This window comes from Rhodococcus sp. USK10, from assembly GCF_019378875.1.
GTDB lineage: Bacteria > Actinomycetota > Actinomycetes > Mycobacteriales > Mycobacteriaceae > Rhodococcus_F > Rhodococcus_F pseudokoreensis.
Genome location: NZ_CP076048.1, coordinates 5,552,084 through 5,570,357, shown reverse-complemented (window position 1 = coordinate 5,570,357; position 18,274 = coordinate 5,552,084). Strand labels below are relative to the sequence as shown.

General features: G+C 67.6%; 22 protein-coding genes. 8 read left to right on the top strand and 14 right to left on the bottom strand.

Annotated features, from left to right (window positions below):
• The 6 genes from I1A62_RS32865 (at position 1) to I1A62_RS32840 (ending at position 5,056) form a co-directional block, all read left to right on the top strand.
• Positions 1 to 816: an ABC transporter ATP-binding protein gene (locus I1A62_RS32865; protein WP_124392165.1), complete on the top strand. Its 816-nt coding sequence runs from the start codon at positions 1 to 3 to the stop codon at positions 814 to 816.
• Positions 813 to 1,670, top strand: a complete 858-nt coding sequence (locus I1A62_RS32860; protein WP_219456487.1) for an ATP-binding cassette domain-containing protein — start codon at positions 813 to 815, stop codon at positions 1,668 to 1,670. The genes I1A62_RS32865 and I1A62_RS32860 overlap by 4 nt, the downstream gene beginning before the upstream one ends.
• Positions 1,670 to 2,626 (top strand): aldo/keto reductase, encoded by a 957-nt coding sequence (locus tag I1A62_RS32855; RefSeq protein ID WP_219456485.1) that lies wholly within the window; start codon positions 1,670 to 1,672, stop codon positions 2,624 to 2,626. The genes I1A62_RS32860 and I1A62_RS32855 overlap by 1 nt, the downstream gene beginning before the upstream one ends.
• A gap of 14 nt (positions 2,627 to 2,640) precedes the next feature.
• On the top strand, positions 2,641 to 3,405 hold the full coding sequence (locus tag I1A62_RS32850; RefSeq protein WP_124392162.1) for an HpcH/HpaI aldolase/citrate lyase family protein: 765 nt from the start codon (positions 2,641 to 2,643) through the stop codon (positions 3,403 to 3,405).
• A 28-nt stretch (positions 3,406 to 3,433) separates the two neighbouring features.
• Positions 3,434 to 4,009, top strand: a complete 576-nt coding sequence (locus I1A62_RS32845; RefSeq protein WP_219456483.1) for a hemerythrin domain-containing protein — start codon at positions 3,434 to 3,436, stop codon at positions 4,007 to 4,009.
• A gap of 96 nt (positions 4,010 to 4,105) precedes the next feature.
• Positions 4,106 to 5,056: a ScbA/BarX family gamma-butyrolactone biosynthesis protein gene (locus tag I1A62_RS32840; RefSeq protein WP_219456482.1), complete on the top strand. Its 951-nt coding sequence runs from the start codon at positions 4,106 to 4,108 to the stop codon at positions 5,054 to 5,056.
• Here I1A62_RS32840 and I1A62_RS32835 read toward each other — a convergent pair.
• Positions 5,053 to 5,700: a ScbR family autoregulator-binding transcription factor gene (locus I1A62_RS32835; RefSeq protein ID WP_219456480.1), complete on the bottom strand. Its 648-nt coding sequence runs from the start codon at positions 5,698 to 5,700 to the stop codon at positions 5,053 to 5,055. The two genes, I1A62_RS32840 and I1A62_RS32835, sit on opposite strands and share 4 nt — an antisense overlap.
• A gap of 35 nt (positions 5,701 to 5,735) precedes the next feature.
• Here I1A62_RS32835 and I1A62_RS32830 point away from each other — a divergent pair, with 35 nt between their 5' ends.
• Both I1A62_RS32830 and I1A62_RS32825 read left to right on the top strand, forming a co-directional pair.
• A complete protein-coding gene (locus tag I1A62_RS32830; RefSeq protein ID WP_219456478.1) occupies positions 5,736 to 6,713 on the top strand; it encodes an NAD(P)-dependent oxidoreductase in 978 nt (325 codons plus the stop codon).
• Positions 6,714 to 6,816: 103 nt separating this feature from the next.
• Positions 6,817 to 7,608, top strand: a complete 792-nt coding sequence (locus I1A62_RS32825; protein ID WP_219456477.1) for a hypothetical protein — start codon at positions 6,817 to 6,819, stop codon at positions 7,606 to 7,608.
• Here the strand turns inward: I1A62_RS32825 and I1A62_RS32820 are convergent.
• From I1A62_RS32820 to I1A62_RS32765, 13 genes are all read right to left on the bottom strand, one after another.
• Positions 7,605 to 7,859, bottom strand: a complete 255-nt coding sequence (locus I1A62_RS32820; protein ID WP_005569807.1) for a HypC/HybG/HupF family hydrogenase formation chaperone — start codon at positions 7,857 to 7,859, stop codon at positions 7,605 to 7,607. The genes I1A62_RS32825 and I1A62_RS32820 overlap by 4 nt on opposite strands.
• 3 nt (positions 7,860 to 7,862) lie before the next feature.
• Positions 7,863 to 8,369 (bottom strand): hydrogenase maturation protease, encoded by a 507-nt coding sequence (locus tag I1A62_RS32815; RefSeq protein ID WP_219456474.1) that lies wholly within the window; start codon positions 8,367 to 8,369, stop codon positions 7,863 to 7,865.
• Positions 8,370 to 8,375: 6 nt separating this feature from the next.
• Complete coding sequence (locus I1A62_RS47325) at positions 8,376 to 8,495, bottom strand: hypothetical protein (RefSeq protein ID WP_371851542.1); 120 nt, start codon at positions 8,493 to 8,495, stop codon at positions 8,376 to 8,378.
• Positions 8,492 to 9,904, bottom strand: coding sequence for a hypothetical protein (locus tag I1A62_RS32810; RefSeq protein ID WP_219456473.1), 1,413 nt, complete (start codon positions 9,902 to 9,904; stop codon positions 8,492 to 8,494). The genes I1A62_RS47325 and I1A62_RS32810 overlap by 4 nt, the downstream gene beginning before the upstream one ends.
• On the bottom strand, positions 9,901 to 10,548 hold the full coding sequence (locus I1A62_RS32805) for a DUF6084 family protein (protein ID WP_219456472.1): 648 nt from the start codon (positions 10,546 to 10,548) through the stop codon (positions 9,901 to 9,903). The genes I1A62_RS32810 and I1A62_RS32805 overlap by 4 nt, the downstream gene beginning before the upstream one ends.
• Positions 10,545 to 11,189, bottom strand: coding sequence for a DUF5947 family protein (locus tag I1A62_RS32800; protein ID WP_218268988.1), 645 nt, complete (start codon positions 11,187 to 11,189; stop codon positions 10,545 to 10,547). Before I1A62_RS32800 ends, I1A62_RS32805 begins: the two co-directional genes overlap by 4 nt.
• A complete protein-coding gene (locus I1A62_RS32795) occupies positions 11,189 to 12,145 on the bottom strand; it encodes a NifU family protein (RefSeq protein WP_219456470.1) in 957 nt (318 codons plus the stop codon). Before I1A62_RS32795 ends, I1A62_RS32800 begins: the two co-directional genes overlap by 1 nt.
• A gap of 10 nt (positions 12,146 to 12,155) precedes the next feature.
• On the bottom strand, positions 12,156 to 13,949 hold the full coding sequence (locus I1A62_RS32790) for a nickel-dependent hydrogenase large subunit (protein ID WP_124392151.1): 1,794 nt from the start codon (positions 13,947 to 13,949) through the stop codon (positions 12,156 to 12,158).
• Between the two features lie 57 nt (positions 13,950 to 14,006).
• A complete protein-coding gene (locus tag I1A62_RS32785) occupies positions 14,007 to 15,062 on the bottom strand; it encodes a hydrogenase expression protein HypE (RefSeq protein WP_072938985.1) in 1,056 nt (351 codons plus the stop codon).
• Between the two features lie 160 nt (positions 15,063 to 15,222).
• A complete protein-coding gene (hypB, locus tag I1A62_RS32780; protein ID WP_219456468.1) occupies positions 15,223 to 16,014 on the bottom strand; it encodes a hydrogenase nickel incorporation protein HypB in 792 nt (263 codons plus the stop codon).
• 5 nt (positions 16,015 to 16,019) lie between these two features.
• On the bottom strand, positions 16,020 to 16,349 hold the full coding sequence (gene hypA, locus I1A62_RS32775; RefSeq protein WP_124392149.1) for a hydrogenase maturation nickel metallochaperone HypA: 330 nt from the start codon (positions 16,347 to 16,349) through the stop codon (positions 16,020 to 16,022).
• A gap of 91 nt (positions 16,350 to 16,440) precedes the next feature.
• A complete protein-coding gene (locus I1A62_RS32770; RefSeq protein WP_219456467.1) occupies positions 16,441 to 17,589 on the bottom strand; it encodes an acetyl-CoA C-acetyltransferase in 1,149 nt (382 codons plus the stop codon).
• A 20-nt stretch (positions 17,590 to 17,609) separates the two neighbouring features.
• Positions 17,610 to 18,215 (bottom strand): TetR/AcrR family transcriptional regulator, encoded by a 606-nt coding sequence (locus I1A62_RS32765; RefSeq protein ID WP_124392148.1) that lies wholly within the window; start codon positions 18,213 to 18,215, stop codon positions 17,610 to 17,612.
• Between the last annotated feature and the right edge of the window lie 59 nt (positions 18,216 to 18,274).

The window sequence follows — 18,274 nt, the reverse complement described above, 5'->3', positions numbered from 1 at the left end:
ATGGGGAACCTCCTCAGAGTAGACGAACTGCAGATCGAACTCATCACCGCCAGGGGCGTCATCCGCGCAGTGGACGGCGTGTCCTTCTGCATCGACGCCGGCGAAACGGTGACGATCATCGGCGAATCGGGGTCGGGAAAATCGACCACCGCGATGGGCCTCCTCGGTCTGCTCCCCGACGACCTCGCCGTCCTGTCCGGGGCGGTCCGGTTCAAGGACTGCGACATCCTCGGGAAGCCGAAGGCGCTCGCGAAGGTCCGGGGCCGGCACATCGCCCTGATCCCGCAGGACCCGATGACGGCGCTGAGCCCGGTGCACACCATCGGATCCCAGTTGCGGGAGGCGGTGCGCCACAGCGGCATCTCCGGCAAGGCAAAGGAAACCGCGCGCGCCGTGGAACTGCTCGAACAGGTGCGGATACAGAACCCGGCAGGACAACTCGGGAAGTACCCGCACCAACTCTCCGGCGGGATGCTGCAGCGGGTGCTGATCGCCTGCTCGCTCGCGTCGAGCCCGGAACTGATCGTCGCCGACGAACCCACCAGCGCCCTCGACGTGACCGTGCAGGCCAGCATCCTCGACCTGCTCCTCGAACTGCAGGAGCGCACCGGCGTCGGGATGCTCGTCATCACCCACGACCTCGGCGTGGCCCGGCTGATGTCGGACCGCATCTACGTCATGAAGGACGGCCGGTTCGTCGAGAACGGTGACGCCGAAGACCTCGTCCTGCATCCTCGGAGCGCCTACACCAGGAAGCTGCTCGACGCCGTGCCGCGGCTCGGCGACTACACCACGACCGTAGGAGCGTCGACATGAGTGCACCTCTGCTGTCCGTCGAAGATCTCGTCGTCGAAGACCCGGTGCCCGACGGGGTGTTCCGCGCCGTCGACACCGTCAGCTTCTCGGTGGACAAGGGGGCGACGCTCGCCGTCGTCGGCGAATCCGGGTGTGGCAAGTCGACCATCGCGAAGTCGATCGTCCGGCTGCTCACCCCGACGTCAGGCCTCATCCTGGTGGACGGGGTCGACATCGCACAGCTGTCGGAAAAGGCGCTGCGCCCCTTCCGTTCTCGCGTGCAGATGGTGTTCCAGGATCCGTACGGGTCGCTGGACCCGCACCTGACGGCCGTCGACATCGTGGGCGAACCATTACGCCTGCAGGGCATCCGGAGCAAATCGGAGCGGGCGCGCAGGGCGGCGGAGCTGATCGACCGCGTCGGCCTGCCCGCCACCGCACTCCATCGCAGGCCCGCCGAGTTCTCCGGCGGTCAGCGGCAGCGCATCGGCATCGCCCGGGCGCTGGCCAGCGGGCCCGAACTCCTCGTGTGCGACGAGGCCACCAGTGCGCTCGACGTGTCGGTGCAGGCGCAGGTCCTCGATCTGCTCCGCGAGATCCAGCACGACACCGGTCTGACCTACGTCTTCATCTCCCACAACCTCGGCGTGGTCCGCGAGATCAGCGACACCGTGATCGTCATGTCCCGCGGACGGGTGGTCGAAAGCGGTTCCACCACCGACGTTCTCGAACGTCCCGCCGAGCCGTACACCCAGGCCCTGCGCGCCGCCGCACTCGACCCCACCACCATGGTCGGGATCAAACCCCGCCACCTCGTCTCGCGTTCACCCGGCGCGGCCGACGTTTCCCGCACCCCATCCCGAGGAGTAGCTTGATGCCCGAACTCGACCTGACCTCACTCGTGCTCGGCACGATGACCTTCGGCGACACCGTCGACGTCGACGGCGCCGCAGCGATGGTCGACGCGGCGCTCGATGCCGGGATCACGCACATCGACACCGCCAACGGTTACGCCGGCGGAGAGTCCGAGAAGATCCTCGCCCGGCTGCTCACCACCCGGCGAGACCGCGTCACCCTCGCCACCAAGGCGGGGATGCCGCACCCCGACGCGGGCGACCACTCACCGCTGTCGCCTGCCGGTCTCCGGTCGAGCGTCGAGGCGAGCCTGAAACGACTGGACACCGATCACGTCGACCTGTTCTATCTGCACCAGCCCGACCGCGCCACCCCGCTCGCCGACACCCTGTCCACCGTCGCGGAACTCGTGTCGGAGGGCAAGATCCGCGCCCTCGGTGTCTCCAACTTCGCGGCCTGGCAGATCGCGGAACTGAACCACACCGCCGACGCCCTCGGCGCACCCCGGCCGATCGTCGCCCAGCAGCTCTACAACCTGCTCGCCCGCCGGATCGAGGAGGAATACGCCGAATTCGCGTCGGTCACCGGCCTGATCACGATGGTCTACAACCCGCTCGGCGGCGGTCTGCTCACCGGACGGCACTCGTTCGACACGACGCCCGCCGACGGCCGCTTCGGCGATTCGCGGCTGGCGCAGATGTACAAGGAGCGGTACTGGAACACCGCGATCTTCGACGCCATCACGCAGCTGTCCGTGATCGCCGACAAGGCCGGCATCCCCCTCACCGAACTCGCCCTCCGCTGGCTCGTGTCCAAGCCCGCCGCGGGGCCGATCCTCCTCGGCGGATCGAAGGTCGCGCACCTGCAGTCGAACATCGCCGCCGTGGCGAAGGGCAGACTCGACGACGAACTGATCGACGCGTGCGACGAAGTGGGCAGTGCCCTGCGCGGACCCATGCCCAACTACAACCGCTAGGAGACAACGCCCTCATGAGCGCCCAGGAATTCGCCGCCCGACTGCGCGGCCGGGAACGGATCGTCGGCTACTGGTCCGTGATCGACAGCCCGGTGTCGACGGAGTGGCTCGCCCACGTCGGCTGGGACTACATCGCCCTCGACCTCCAGCACGGCTTGATCGGATATTCCGGCATGGTCGCGGGACTCACCGCCATCGACGCCTCCGGCTCCACCGTCGGCATGATCCGCGTCGAGTCGAACGATCCGACACCGATCGGCCGGGCACTCGACGCCGGCGCGGCGGGCGTGATCGTCCCGCTGGTGAACACTGCGGACGAAGCCGCCCGGGCCGTCGCGTCCGCGACGTACCCGCCTACCGGAGTGCGTTCGTACGGTCCGATGCGTTCACAACTCCGGATCGGCCCCACCCCGGCGGAGGCCAACAGGGACACGGTTGTCGTCGTGATGATCGAAACCCCGCAGGGGCTGGCGAACGTGGAAGAGATCTGCGCCGTCCCCGGACTCGACGGGGTCTACGTGGGGCCGTCCGACCTGCGCCTCGCCGTCGGTGGTGCGCACCCGAACGATCCGAGCGTCGACGACGAGTTCGAGGCGGCCGTGGAACGGGTCCGTGAGGCCGCCGCAGCGGCAGGCATCGCGGCGGGCATCCACACCCCCGACGGTTCGGTGGCGGCACGCCGGCTCGCGGAGGGCTACACGTTCGCGACCGTCGCGTCCGACCTCACCCACCTCAAGGCGGCCTCCGCCGCACATCTCAAAGCCGCGACCGGGGACTGAGAGGCGCTCCGCAAAGGAGAATCGAATCATGCCTGACATCATCGAGTTGATTTTCGACGACCACGAGTGGTTCCGGCGTCAGTTCGCCGCCCTGGACGAATTGAAGTCCCGGCGCCGGGTGGAGATCACTGCCGTGGAGGCGGTGTGGACGCCGTTGGCGAAACGCCTGGATCTGCACGCTGCAGCGGAAGAGAAAATCTTCTACCCCCAACTTCTCCGCGTCGGTGAGGACGGTGAGGCCGAGGCCGAGACCCTCGACGCGATCGGGGACCACAACGACATCCGCGACGGCGTCCGCGAGGCGGCGGGAAACCCCATCCTCTCGGCGGAATGGTGGGCGGCAGTCGGCCGGACGCGGCGGGCCAACGACGAGCACATGGCCGAGGAGGAACGGGAGGGCCTGGCCGACTTCCGGACCGCCCCGGAGGATCTTCGCGAGTCGCTCGGGCGGCGGTTCGCCGAATACTTCCTCGTGAACCGAACCCTGTCGGAGGTGGACACCTCGGACAAGGACCCGAAGGAGTACGTCCGCGAGATCGAAGAGGACCGGGGCGAGGACGACAACCCCGGATCGCTTCGAATCGGCAGCTTGAAGGGCCGGTAGCAACGCACTCCCCACATCACAGACCGCGCGGTCTGTGTTCTATAGTTCGGGCGGTCCGCGGCATCGGGCCGGCCGGTTCTGTGGGGAGATGGGGTTGTGGCGCGAATTTCCCGTCCGGTGCCCGCTGCCCTTCCTCCGATGTCGTTCGAGCGGACCGTGCCCCGCAGGTACGTGCACCGCCAATCCGTGGCCGAGGTCTTCCTCACCGACTGTGTCTCGCTGCCGGTGCCGGACCGGTTCGTCGTCGCCGCGCAGTGGCCCCGCCTGCACGGCTTCTACCGCACCCGAGACGGGCACTACGACTCCATGCTGCTGGCGGAAACGCTCCGGCAGACCGCCATCTACCTGGGGCACACCCGCTTCTCCGTCCCGCTCCCGAACCGGTTCGTCATGCAGCACCTCGAGGTGCACGCGGTGCCCGGCGCGCTCGCGGTGGGGGCGGCGGCCGCAGAGGTGGTCGTCGAGGTCACCGTGTCCGAGCACGTGTACCGCGGCGGCGCGCTGTCCGCATTCCGCGTCAACCTCCGGTTCCGGCTGGGTGAGCAGGACGCCGGGACCGCGACGGGGCACGCGGTGGTTTTCCCCCCGGCCGCGTACTCACGCGCCCGCTGGGGTGAGCGTGGCCCGCGGGCGATCGGTGTGCCGTGGTGCTCCGCTCCCGTCCCGGCTGCACTGGTCGGTCACGTCGACGACGCGCACGTGGTCCTCGGTCCGCGACGCTCCGAGAACGAGTGGGAGTTGCGGATCGACCACACGCACCCCGTGCTGTTCGACCATCCGTGCGATCACATACCCGGGATGCTGCTGCTCGAGACTCTGCGGCAGGCGGCCTCCGCCCGACTCGGCCTGCCGGACGCGCACCTCGCGTCCCTGGGAGCCACGTTTCACCGATTCGCCGAACTGGACGAGCGGACCACTATCCGGCTGGACGCGGCGGACGACGGCGCGTTGTCCATCAGCGGGTCGATACGGCAGGGCGGTGTGGCGGTCGTGCGCGGAACCGCGGCGCTCGCACCTACCGCGGTGAGCGCATGTGCGCCCGGCTAGTCGGCGTCGTCCGGTACCCAGCGGGCCCGCCGGATCCGGGCGATGCCCTGGTGCCGGCTCGCGGGCATGATCCCGGGGAGCAGGAACCCCCACATGTCGTCGACGCGCTGTTCGAGGTCCGTGCGCTGCGTCAACACCTGGGAGACGGTCTGGACGCCGGTGAAGGCGCCGATGACGAACCGCGCCAGCCGCGGCGGGTCGATGTCGGCGAGGAGGTCCCCCTGCTCGACGGCCCGGGTGGCGAGCATCTCGCAACTGTTGATCCAGTCGAGGTAGGGATCCGCGGGGCCCTGGTCGTCGGCGCTGAGTTCGAGGGTGATCCGGATACCGGCGCGCACGATCGGGTCGTTCACGATCTGCCGGGCCATTTCGTGGCACAGCATCACGATCTGCTCGATCGCCGACACCTGCTCACGGCCGATAGCCTCGACCGACGCAATGGAGATCCGGTGCTGCTCCCCGATGATGAAACGCGCCAGATCCTCTTTCGAACGAAAATGGAAGTACAAGGCTCCCTTCGTGATTCCGGCGTTCTCGACGATGTTGCCGAGTCTGGCTCCTTCGAAACCCGACTTCTCGAACATCTCCGCCGCCCCGCGGACGATCTGCTGTCGAGTCGCCGCAGCACGCGCCTGCTGAACCACGTTCACACCTTTCCCTGCCGCATGAGAGAAGAACGATGACGATGAAAGCACGGAACACGCGCCCATTGCCCGGAGAGACGGTACCAGCGTCGACCGAAAGCGAGCGCGGTCGAACACCCTCCGCGCCGGTACGTGTCGCGGTCGTGGGAGCGACGGGCTTCATCGGGTCCGCCACCGTGCGGGCCCTGGCATCGGCCGGGATTGCGTGCACCGCGGTCGCGCGCACACGCTCGGACCAGGACATTCCGGGTGTCGTGTTCGCGCAGGCGGATCTGACCGATCCGGCGAGCCTCGGCGCGGCATTCACCGGCGCCGACGTCGTGATCCACGCCGCGTCGTACACCGGCAGCGACCCGGCGCACTGCACCGCCGTGAACGTCGACGGCACCGAGAACCTCCTGGCCGCCGCCGCCCGTAACGGCATCCGCCGGGTGCTCTACGTCAGCACCATCGGCGTGTACGGCGACGGACCGCACAGCGGAATCGGCGAGTTCGACGCCACACCCGCACCCGTTTCGGCGGTGAGCGCGAGCAGGCTGACCGCCGAACACCGCGTCCTCGAATCGGGCGGTTGCGTCGTCCGGCCCGGCTTCGTCCACGGCCCCGGCGACCGCTGGTTCGTCCCCGGATTCATCCGGATCCTCGAGACACTGGGCGCCTGGGTGAACGAGGGGCGGTCCCGGATCTCGGTCATCGCGGTGACCGACCTCGCCCGGCTACTCGCGACCCTCGCCGCGCAGGCCACAGCACATTCCGGCGACGTGTTCCACGCCTGCCATCCCGACCCCGTCACCGTCCGCGAACTCGGCCGAGCGCTCGTGGACTCGGGCCGCCTGCGACTGCAGGCCGACTCTTTCACCTTCGACGACGCCGTCACCGCCGGAACCCGCCGCGGCCTCACCGAACGGCACCTCGACCTGATCGGCCGCGACCACTGGTACGACCCCACGCGCCTGCTGACCGCCACCGGCGCGACGTTCGGCCACGGTCCGCTCGACAACCTCCCGGCGTGACGAGGTCCGGCAGGAAGTCGGTGGGCGGAACGTCGTTTGCGGTCCGCGGTCGGGGTGTATACCCGGAGAGAGATCGATTTCCCCCACCTGACGGAGTGTCGAGATGGCCATTCTCGCCGAGATCGTCGTGGACACCGAAGGCGACAGCCGGATAGTGGTCCTGTATCCCGTGATGTGGCTGTTCATCGCGGTTCTGGTGACGTTCGTGGTCACCCGGCTCATCACCCGACGCATCCGCTCGCGAGGAGCGGAGCCCGCCGACGACGACGCCGACCAGGGGGGCGGTCTGATCGGCGACATCACGGTCGGCGGGGTGCACCTGCACCACCAGGTTTTCGGGATCCTGTTCATGACGCTGGCGGGGCTGGCACTGATCGCGACCACCCCGGAGGGCACGGCACTCAACGTCTTCGCCGCGCTGTTCGGGGTCGGTCTCGCACTGACCTTCGACGAGTTCGCGCTGTGGGTGCACCTCGACGATGTGTACTGGAGCACGTCCGGACGAAAGTCGGTGGACGCGATCTTCTGCGCACTCATGATCACCGGTCTGATGATCGGGGGCGCCGAACTCGTGAGCGGGCGGATCGGTACCGCCCAGTGGTGGACGTCGATCGGTTATCTGCTCATCTCGCTCGGTATCTCGTTGATCTGCCTGTTGAAGGGCAAATTCGTGACGGGGATCGTGGGGATCGTGTTCCAGCCCGTCGCGATCGTCGGCGCGATCCGCCTGGCCAAGCCCGATTCCTGGTGGGCTGTGCGCCACTACAGCACCCGGCCGCGCCGACTGGCCCGCTCCCAGGCACGTTTCGGGGAGCGTTACCACGCCCGCTGGAATCGGGCACGCGACTTCGTCGCCGGACCGCCGGACCCCCGCCACGCCGAAACGCAGAGCTAGTCTTCGTCCGCCGTCCGCGAGCGTCCCATCATCTCCAGCCCCGCCATCGCCTTCTCGGCGCCTGCCTCGTCCACCTTCTCCATCGCGAAACCCATGTGGATGACGATCCAGTCGCCCGGTTCCAGGCTGACGTCCTCGGGCAGCATGCCGACGTTCACCTTGCGCTGTTCGCCGACGACGTCGACGAGCGCGAGTTGGTTGCCGTAGCCCTCGAGCATGCGCACCACCTGGCCGGGAATTCCGAGACACACGATTCAGCCCTCCGTCTTCTCGGGTTGCAGCGTTACTGCTTCGGGCGCCAGCAGCTGGTCCACGATTTCGAAGACGGCGTCGACGGCCGGTGCGACGGCGGCGGCGACGCGCGGTGACAGCCCGATTCCCTCTTCGGTGTTGTCCACTTGGCAGCCCAGGACCACGGCGCGCGGCAGGGTCCCGCCGAGCGCGCGGAGACTGGCGAACACCGCCCCCGGATCCATGCTGTGCGCGTCGAGTGGCGCCGCGGGCACCGAATCGGGGCCCACCTCGAACGCCCTCAACGCCCCGGGCTCACCTCGATCGGGAACCGCGTCGACCAGCAGCAACGCACCCCACCCGTCGAGCAGTTCGTACGCCAGATGTGTTCCACGGATGCCGAAATCGACGGCCCGGACGCCCGGCGGCAGCGGCCTCGTCGCGACACCGCGCAGCACCTCGGGCCCGAATCCGTCGTCGCCGAAGAAGATGTTGCCCACACCGGCAACCAGCACCCGCCTGTCCGTCACGGGGCCTCACATCTTGCGCATACGCAGGTACCGCTTGATGTCGGGAAGCGAGAAAACGGCGACCGCAACTCCGGCGACCGCAAGCAACGCCAGCGCGGCGGTGGTGGCCTCTCCGAGAATCTTCATGACTGTTCTTCCTTTCCGGTGTCTGCCGATACGGGCTCCACCTCGTCCGGGGCGAAGTACAGATACCTGCCGTACCACTCGTGCAACTCGGACGCGGGGTCGTCCATCAGCACGACGCCGACGTGGGTGCCACCGTCGACGTCCGCGTGCACGGTCACCACGCGAGCGAGTTGTCCCGCGAAGAACAGGTCCTGGGCGTCGGCGCGGCGCGACGGGTGGATCCGCACGACGCTGCCCTTCGCCACCCGGACGCCGTTCACGATCACGCCGTCGACGTCGGGTCGCACGGCGGTGTCGGCGTCCGGATCCCACCACGGCACGTCGTCGGTCAGTTCCGGGACCAGACCCATGTCGGGGAGGCCCCGCTGCTCCGGGATGTCGGGGCTCGGGAAGTGCGGGTTCCGCAGGACGCCGTGCATCTGGGCGAGTGTCGCCGGCGACATCTGCTCGCAGCGGTCGATGATCTGGGCGGCGAGCGGGTCGGTGGCGCGGGCCTGACGCTTCTCCTCCTCGGTGAGCGTCATGACGCGCAGGGTGAGGATCTCGTCGATCTCCGTGGCGTCGAACAGGGCGCCGTCGCTCTGCTCGGCCACCTCCGGGTGGTCGTACAGGATGATCGGCGACACCAGGACGAGGTCCGTCTCCCCCGGCAGCCCGGCCAGCACCGGGTAGCAGCGTTCCTGATGACAGGTCGACGCGAGATCCGCGGCGTCGTCGGGCGGCTCGAGTAGCGAGACGAACTCGGCGCCCTCGGCAGCCAGCATCAGGTGCGCCCCGATCAGCGAGTGCCTGATCGCCGAATCCTTCGACCACGTGCCGATCGCGTCGATCTTCACGTTCTCGATCGACACCCGCAGCACGTCCAGTCCGTCGTGCCGGTCGCTGCCGACGCGGACGACGGCGCGCAACGGCCACCGGGTCCGCACCACGCGCCCGGCGAGGGTCCCGTCCTCCTCGCGCAACTCCTCGACGTCCACTCCACCGTCGACGTCCACGTCGAGCCGGCAGTCCTCGAGCTCCTCGGCCGGGTACACCGCGCCCAGGTCGATCTCGCGTTCCACCGCCTCGTCCCACGACAGCCAGCTGCGGCCGGCGACGGTGAGTTCCCCGACCGGCTCGAACCCGGACCCCGCGGCCCTCTCGACCTCACGCACCTGCAGTTGCAGGAAGCGGACGGTCACCGAGACGCCGGACCGCTGATCCGCACACGGGCGCATCAGCGTCTGACAGGACAGGCGCGGTTCCTCGCCGACTCCCGATTCCGCCGCACCCGGCGGTCCGAGGACGCCGAACTGCCACCGCGATCGGTTCTTCGACGAACTCGCACGATACGGATACAGCAGGTAGCCCTCGTAGAGGACCGCGTCGGCCACGGCCCGGACTCGCTGCAGGGACGCCGGGGAGATCATGCGATCACCTCCCCGGCTCCCTGCAGCAGGTTTGCGATGGCGACGTCCAGTCCGAGGAGTCCGTGCGCCGCCTTGTATTTCGCCAGTGCCGACAGTGTGTCGTGGTCGAGGCGCACCCAGCCCGTGTTCGGGTAGTGCGCCTGGACGAGTTCGCGCCACACCGCCACCGGCAGGTCGTACGTCGATTCCCGGTCCCACGGAATCCGTTCCACACCGAACCCGGCGACGCCTCGCGTGAAGACCGTTCCGCTGAACAGGAACACCAGCGGCACCGTCGACCCGGCCTCGTCGAGGGCGTGCAGGTACTTCGAGGCCGTCACCTCGAAGTCGTACGTGCACGGCAGCGGCAACTCCACCACGCTCGCCCCGGTGAACCCCTGGGCCACGGTGCTGGTCTGCATCCACTGGAACGGTTTGAGCGTCGACGTCCACCGCTCGCGGGGCCCGAACAGATCGAGCAGGCCCTCCACCTCGGCGTCCGTGTAGCGGCGGCGCTGCGGGTCGATGCGGACCTGGCACCGCACGGCCATCGCGTGCACGACGACACCGCTCGACTCCGTCACCTCCACCCGCGCAGTCAGATTCGGCGCAACCGCGAACGGTTCCGGGAACACGTCTTCCACGCGGAACGTCAACTCGGTCACGTCGGCTCCTTCGCGACGCGACTGCGCGCCCGCACATCGTCGAAGAACGTGTCGATGACCCGGCGCGCGTCCTGGCCGCCGTCGAACCCCCGCCACACCTGCCGCAACTGACCCACCAACTGGTAGCAGGCGTCGATGGGAACGAGGTAGCACTCGGGGTCGCCCTCACCGTGCTCGGGGACCCGCAGCAACAAGGCTTCCGTGTCCGCGGCCAGCTGGCCGAGCGCCGGGTTCACCGCGAGCACACCGTCCCAGGCATCGAGGGGCAGTTCCGACTCGGTCGCGCCCGCCGGACCGGGATAGAACGCGACGGTCTTGGCCAGCAGCGAGTTCCGGAACACGAACGCGAGTCCGACGGGGATCTCCAGTTCGTCCCAGCGTCCGGGTGCGAGTTCGAAGTTCGGAAACGACAGGTAGCGTTCCGGGACGGCCCGGAAGCGCAGTTCGGCACTCTCGTCGGTGAACAGCAGGTAGCACCCGCGGCACACGCACATCAGCTGCCGGTCCTGGACATTCACGACGTGCTGGTGGGCGTCGGCGATCGGCACGGCGCACATGTCGCACCGCTCCCCGACCACCGGTTTGGGCCGCTCGGACGCGATGCGCTGCAGAATGCGCAGCCCGTTCCCCGACGGGCTCATCACGCCACCTCCGCGGCGGGCACGGCCACGGAGACGACGCCGTCCCGCACGAGGACGGGGAGCGGCGAGAGCGTTTCGGCGTCCGCGTCGCCGTCCAGGCGCCGGCCCGCGCGACGCGGGTCGAAATGCGCCCGGCACGACGGGCAGCGCAGCACCGCGTCCCCCACCTGCCCACCCGCCTTCCGTTGCAGCGTGGCCCCGGCCAGCGAATTGGTGCAGGCGGCGCACCGGTCCCGGTAGGCGAACAACTGCTCCCCGATCCGGCACACCAGGATCGGGAGTCCGGCGACGGAGAACCCGGCCACCTCCCCGGGCGTGAGTTCCTCGAGTTCGGGCACCGACACCCACGTTCCCGTGCCGCTCGACCCGTCCAATCCGTTCGGATGAACATGGGAGAACAGCGATTCCGCGGCGATCAACCCGGACCCGGCGGCGGGGGTGGCGCCCACCACCTCGATGTCCACGGTCTCCGGCGCGGCGGCCAGCACGGCGTCCTTGACGGCGAGTTCGAGGGTCACGGCCGAGGACGGGCAACTCTGGCAGCTGCCGGTGAGCCGCAATCGCACCACACCGTCGACCACACCGAGCAGTTCGACGTCACCGCCGTGCGAGCCCAGGTACGGGCGCACGCTGTCGAGTGCGGAGGCGACCCTCGTCTCGACGTCGTGCGGATGGAGTCCGTTCACGAGGAGCAGGCTGGCCACGAGTTCGTCGGCGGCGAGGCGTTCGACGAGGTCGTCGTCGCGGTCGCCGATAATGTCGAGGACACGCTGCAGCCCGGCGCCGTAGAGTTCGACCACCTCCCGGACCAGTTGCTCGGCGCGCTCGCGGGCCACCGAGCCACCTGTCGAACTCGCGTCCAACAGGCTGTCGATCCGTTCGCCGGCTGTCCGCCACCGATCGGGGTCGTCTGCTACTTCGTCACTCCCCCACGTCTCCGATCCGCCACTCTCCATGCGTACCCCGTCACTCGCCGGTCACGGACTGGGTGGGCGAATGCAGCTTCTCCAGCGTCTTTCCCTCACCGAGATACATGTGCACGCCGCACGGCAGGCAGGGGTCGAAACTGCGGACGGTCCGCATGATGTCGATGCCCTTGAAGTGCTCCCGGTCGTTCTCCTCGAAGATCGGCTGGCCCTGCACCGCGTCCTCGTACGGTCCCGGCGTACCGAAGCTGTCGCGGGGGTTGGCGTTCCACGGCGTCGGCGGATACGGGTGGTAGTTCGCGATCTTGCCGTCGCGAATCACCATGTGGTGCGACAGGACTCCGCGCACCGCCTCCGTGAAGCCGCAGCCGATGCCCTCGTCGGGGACGTCGAACTTCTCCCACGTCTTCGTATGCCCGGCGCGGATCTCGGCGAGCGCCTGCTCCGCGAAGTGCAGCGCGCACGCCGCCGCGTAGGCCTGGAAGTAGGTCCGCGCCCGGTCCCGCTCGATCGTGTTGCTGCCGTACTGCGGGATCTTCCATTCGAATTCGACCGGGCCCTTCAGCGCGGTCTTCGGCAGGTTGATCTTCACGCTGTGACCGGTCGACTGCACGTACCCGATGTCGACGAGGCCCGCGAGGGCGGTACTCCAGAGCCGGGCCAGCGGTCCGCCGCCGGTGTCGAGGGCGAGGTGATCGGTGCCGTCGAACCATCGCGGCGACATCACCCAGCTGTACTTGTCCTCCATGTCGCGTTTCTGCGGGTGCGGGTTGGTGTGCTGGTTCCACGGATGCCTGCGGTCGATCGGGTTCCCCAGCGGATCGTTCTTCACGAACATCTCCTGGTCGGTCCAGTCGTCGTAATACGAACTGCCGAGCAGGATTCGGATTCCCAGGTTGATGTCGACCAGGGACGTCGTGACCAGTTTCCCGTCCACCACGACACCGGGCGTCACGAACATCGCCCGACCCCACTTCTCCATGTCCTTGTAGGAGAAGTTGCACACCGCCGGATCCTGGAACGACCCCCAGCAGCCGAGCAGGGTCCGGCGCAGGCCGACCTTCTCGTAACCGGGCATCGCCTCGTAGAAGAAGTCGAACAGGTCGTCGTGCATGGGCACGACCTTCTTCATGAACTCCACGTAGCGCATCAGACGCGTCGTGTAGTCGGTCATCAGCTGAATCGTCGCGACCGTTCCCACACCACCCGGGTACAGGGTGGACGGGTGCACGTGCCGACCCTCCATGAGACAGAACATCTCTCGGGTCCACCGGCTGACCTGCAACGCCTCCCGGTAGAACTCACCGGTGAACGGGTTCAGCGACCGCATGATGTCGGCGATGGTCTTGTAGCCGTGCTCCCCGGCGTGCGGCGCCTCGGTCTTCTCGGCCTGCGCCAGCACCCCCGGATTCGTCTCGGAGACCATCTTCTCGCAGAAGTCCACGCCGACGAGGTTCTCCTGAAAGATGTTGTGATCGAACATGTATTCCGCGGCCTCGCCGAGGTTGACGATCCACTCACCGATGTTCGGGGGCTTCACACCGTAGGCCATGTTCTGGGTGTAGCACGAACACGTCGCATGGTTGTCACCACAGATGCCGCAGATACGGCTCGTAATGAAGTGGGCGTCACGCGGGTCCTTACCCTTCATGAAAATCGAATAGCCGCGGAAGATCGACGAAGTGCTGTGGCACTCCACGACTTCCTTCTGCTTGAAGTCGATCTTCGTATAGATGCCCAGGCTACCCACGATGCGCGTGATCGGATCCCACGCCATCTCGACCAGGCCGTCGGATTCCGACTTGTGCGAAGGTTCCGGAATGATCGTTGTCATCGACGTACCTCTCAGTGTTCGAGGCCGGCGGACCACCGCCCGAGACCCCGAGCGGGACTACCAGGTGCGTGTCGCGCCCGTGGTCAGTTTCGTACCGCGACTGCGCCAGTGCGGCTCTTTGTCCAACGTGTTCTTGGTGATCTTGCGCAAACTCCGAATAGCGGAGCCGTACAGCCCGGACGCCGTCGTCGAGAGTTTGCCGCCCGGTGGTTCGTCCATGAACGGCATGAACTTGTCCGGGAAGCCCGGCATCGTGCACCCGATGCAGATACCGCCCACATTCGGGCACCCGCCCACACCGTTGATCCAGCCCCGCTTCGGGACGTTGCACTTGACGACAGGACCCCAGCAGCCCAGCTTCACGATGCACTTCGGTGAGCCGTACTCGGTGGCGAAATCACCCTGCTCGTAGTAGCCGGCGCGGTCGCAGCCCTCGTGGACCGTGGCGCCGAACAGCCATTGCGGACGCAGCGCGTCGTCGAGCGGAATCATGGGCGCCTGCTCGGTCGCCATGTAGAGGAGATACGTCAACGTCTCCGACAGATTGTCCGGCTGGATCGGGCAACCGGGAACGCAGACGATCGGAATGCCCGCCTTCGACTTCCAGTCCCAGCCGAGATAATCGGGAACACCCATCGCACCGGTCGGATTGCCCGCCATCGCGTGGATGCCGCCGTACGTCGCGCACGTGCCCGCCGCGACGATCGCCGTCGCCTTCGGAGCCAGACGGTCGAGCCACTCACTCGTCGTCACCGGCTGACCGGTCTCGGGATTGTTGCCGAAGCCGCACCAGTAACCCTCGTCGTGAAGTTGCTCGTTCGGGATGGAACCCTCCACCACCAGTACGAAAGGTTCGAGTTCGCCGCGGTCCGCCTTCCAGAACCACTCCAGGAAGTCGTTGGCGCCGCCCTCCGGCCCGTTGTCGAAGTCGATCAGCGGCCAGTGCACAGCCACTTTGGGCAGGCCCGGCAGGGCGCCCAGGGCAATCTCCTCGACACTGGGCTGCGTCGCGGCCGTCAGGGCCACCGAATCGCCGTCGCAACTGAGTCCCGCATTGATCCACAGCACGTGAATCAGGGTGTCCTCGGCGTTGATTGCTTCCTGTGTCGGCATATCAGGTCGCTTTCCGGAGTGAACACAACTCCTGTCGCCACCGGAGTCGACCGTCGGCCCACCTGCGTGGCGCTGATATTTATTTAGCTCCGCCGCCGAGCGGATGTCAACGGTCCCCGGCGCGTCGCACCGCCGTGTCCGGCCCCGTCGTGTAAAGGCGTCACTGCTTCGCGATCCAGTCGTACCACTGCTGGATGCCCTGACCGGTAGTCGCCGACAATGTGATCATCTGCAGGTCGGGGTTCACCGACCGGGCGTACTTCGTGCACAGGTCGACGTCGAAGTCCACGTACGGCAACAGGTCCGCCTTGTTGACGATCACGAGGTTCGCCGCCGCGAACATGTGCGGATACTTGAGCGGCTTGTCCGTCCCCTCGGTCACCGAGATGATCACCACCCGGCTCTTCTCGCCGAGATCGAACAGTGCCGGACAGACCAGATTCCCCACGTTCTCGATGAACAGCAGCGAGTCCGGCTCGGGGTCGAGGGCAGTCAGCGCGTCCCGCATCATCTCGGCGTCGAGATGACACCCGGCGCCCGTGTTCACTTGTACCACAGCACATCCCGTCGCCTTGATGCGGTTGGCGTCGAGCATCGTCTCCTGGTCGCCCTCCACCACCGAGACCCGGCGCTGCCCACCGATGTCGGCGATGGTGCGCTCGAGCAGCGTCGTCTTCCCGGACCCGGGCGAGCTCATCACGTTGAGGGCGAGCACCCCGCGACCCGCCAGCCAGCCCCGGTTGCGCTCCGCCGTGAGGTCGTTCTTCGCCAGCACCTTCTGCTCGAGCGTCACCGTCTCGGTCGCGTGCTCGTGAGTGTGCGGGTGCTCGTGCGGGTGCTCGTGGTCGTGCGGGTGCTCGTGGTCGTGCGGGTGCTCGTGGTCGTGCGGGTGCTCGTGCGGCACCGTGATCCTGGTCCCGGTCTCGTCTCCGCATCCACAGGTGGCACACATTTGCGTCAGCTCACTTCCATCGAGAGGATTCGTAGTTCCCGACCCGACGTGACCTCCACGTCCGCACTTCCGCACGGGCACAGCAACACCAGGTCCGTGAGCACGAAGTCGTCGCCGCATTCATGGCAGTGCGCACCGCCCGGCGTGTGGTCGATGTCGAGACGGGCACCGTGCGCGACGGTCCCTTCGGTGACCAGTTCGAAACAGAACTGCATCGAATCGGCGACCACCGCAGTCAGCGCCCCCACCTGCACCCGCACGCTGTGGACCGTCCGTCCCGCGGCGGTCTCGCAGACGGCGTCGACGACGCTCTGGGTGATTGCCAATTCGTGCATCACGGCCCCGTTCAGGACTCGTCACTATCCTGTTCGAGCGTAGCGCTTCGCACCCGTGAGTACTTCTTAACCGCCGGCGGTTAAGAAGTACTCACAGGCGTTCGATGATCGTGGCATTCGCGGTGCCGCCGCCTTCGCAGATGGTCTGCAGGCCGTAGCGGCCGCCGGTGCGTTCGAGTTCGTTGAGGAGCGTCGCCATCAGTTTCGTGCCGGTCGCACCGAGCGGGTGGCCGAGGGCGATCGCGCCGCCGTTGACGTTGACCTTCGCCGGGTCGGCGCCGGTCTCCGCGAGCCACGCGAGGACCACCGGCGCGAAGGCCTCGTTGATCTCGACCAGGTCGATGTCGTCGATGCTCAGGCCGGTCTTCTCCAGCGCGTACCGGGTCGCGGGAATCGGCGCGCTGAGCATGAAGATCGGGTCTGCGCCGCGGGCACTGAGGTGGTGGATGCGGGCGCGGGGCGTCAGGCCGTACCGCTCGACGGCTTCCGGTGAGGCCAGCAGCACCGCGCTCGCACCGTCGGAGATCTGGCTCGCGACCGCGGCCGTGAGCCGTCCGCCGTCGGTGAGGGTCTTCAGCGCCGCCATCTTCTCGAGGCTGGTCTCGCGCGGACCCTCGTCGGTGGTGAAGTCGCCCACCGGCACGATCTCGCGGTCGAAGCGACCCTCAGCGATGGCGGTGCGCGCGCGCTCGTGGCTCTGCAGCGCCCATCGTTCGAGTGCCTCGCGGCTGATGTCCCACTTGTCCGCGATCAGTTCGGCGCCGTGGAACTGCGACACCTCCTGGTCGCCGTAGCGTTCGGCCCAGCCCGTCGATCCGCCGAACGGGGTGTCGAATCCGTACTGCTGCCCGACCACCATCGCAGACGCGATCGGGATCTGGCTCATGTTCTGCACACCGCCGGCGACGATCAGGTCGGCGGTGCCGCCGAGGATCGCCTGCGCACCGAAGTGGACAGCCTGCTGACTCGACCCGCACTGCCGGTCGACCGTGACCCCCGGGACCTCTTCCGGGTAGCCGGCGGCGAGCCACGCGGTGCGGGCGATGTTGCCCGCCTGCCCGCCGATCGCGTCGACGCAACCGAAGACGACGTCGTCGACACCGGCCGGGTCGATGCCCGTGCGCTCGACGACGGCCTTGATGACGTGCGCACCAAGGTCGGCGGGATGCACGCCGGACAGGCCGCCGTTCTTCTTGCCGATCGGGGTGCGGACGGCGTCGACGATGTAGGCCTCGGTCATGTTGAAACTCCTAGTCAGTGTTACGGACTCGCAAGTCCGTCGAGGACGATCGAGAGGTACTGCTTGGCCACGGTGTCGACCGTGACGGAACCGCCGGGCCGGTACCAGCGGACGGCGACCCAGGCGGTGTCGCGGAGGAAGCGGAAGGCGAGTTCGACGTCGATGTCGGCCCGGAAGCTGCCGTCCTTCACCCCCGCCTCGAGCACACCCATCCACAGGTCGCGGAATTCGGTGTTCAGTTCGGACAGGTACGTGAAGCGCTCGTTGGCGACGAGATGCTTCACCTCGTCCTGGTAGATCGCGACCGCCGAATGCGACGCGTCGATCGCCTCGTAGGACGTGGTGACCAGCGCTTCGAGGGTCGCGCGGCTGTCGAGTCCGGATGCGACGATCTCGCGGTACTTGCCGAACAGGTCGTCGAGGAAGCCCCGTAGGATTTCGTCGACCATCGACTCCTTGGAGTCGAAGTGGTGGTACAGGCTGCCCGACAGGATGCCCGCGGCGTCGGCGATGTCGCGCACGGTGGTGGCCCGCAGGCCGCGTTCGGCGAAGAGGGTGGCCGCGATGTCGAGGAGTTCGGCCCTGCGTCCGGACTTGCCGGTGGTGTCCTCGGGGGGTGGAGTCATCGTCACATCCTATCAACCAAGCGCTTGTTAGGGCCTCCGGCCCCGTGAGTGGTTAGCGA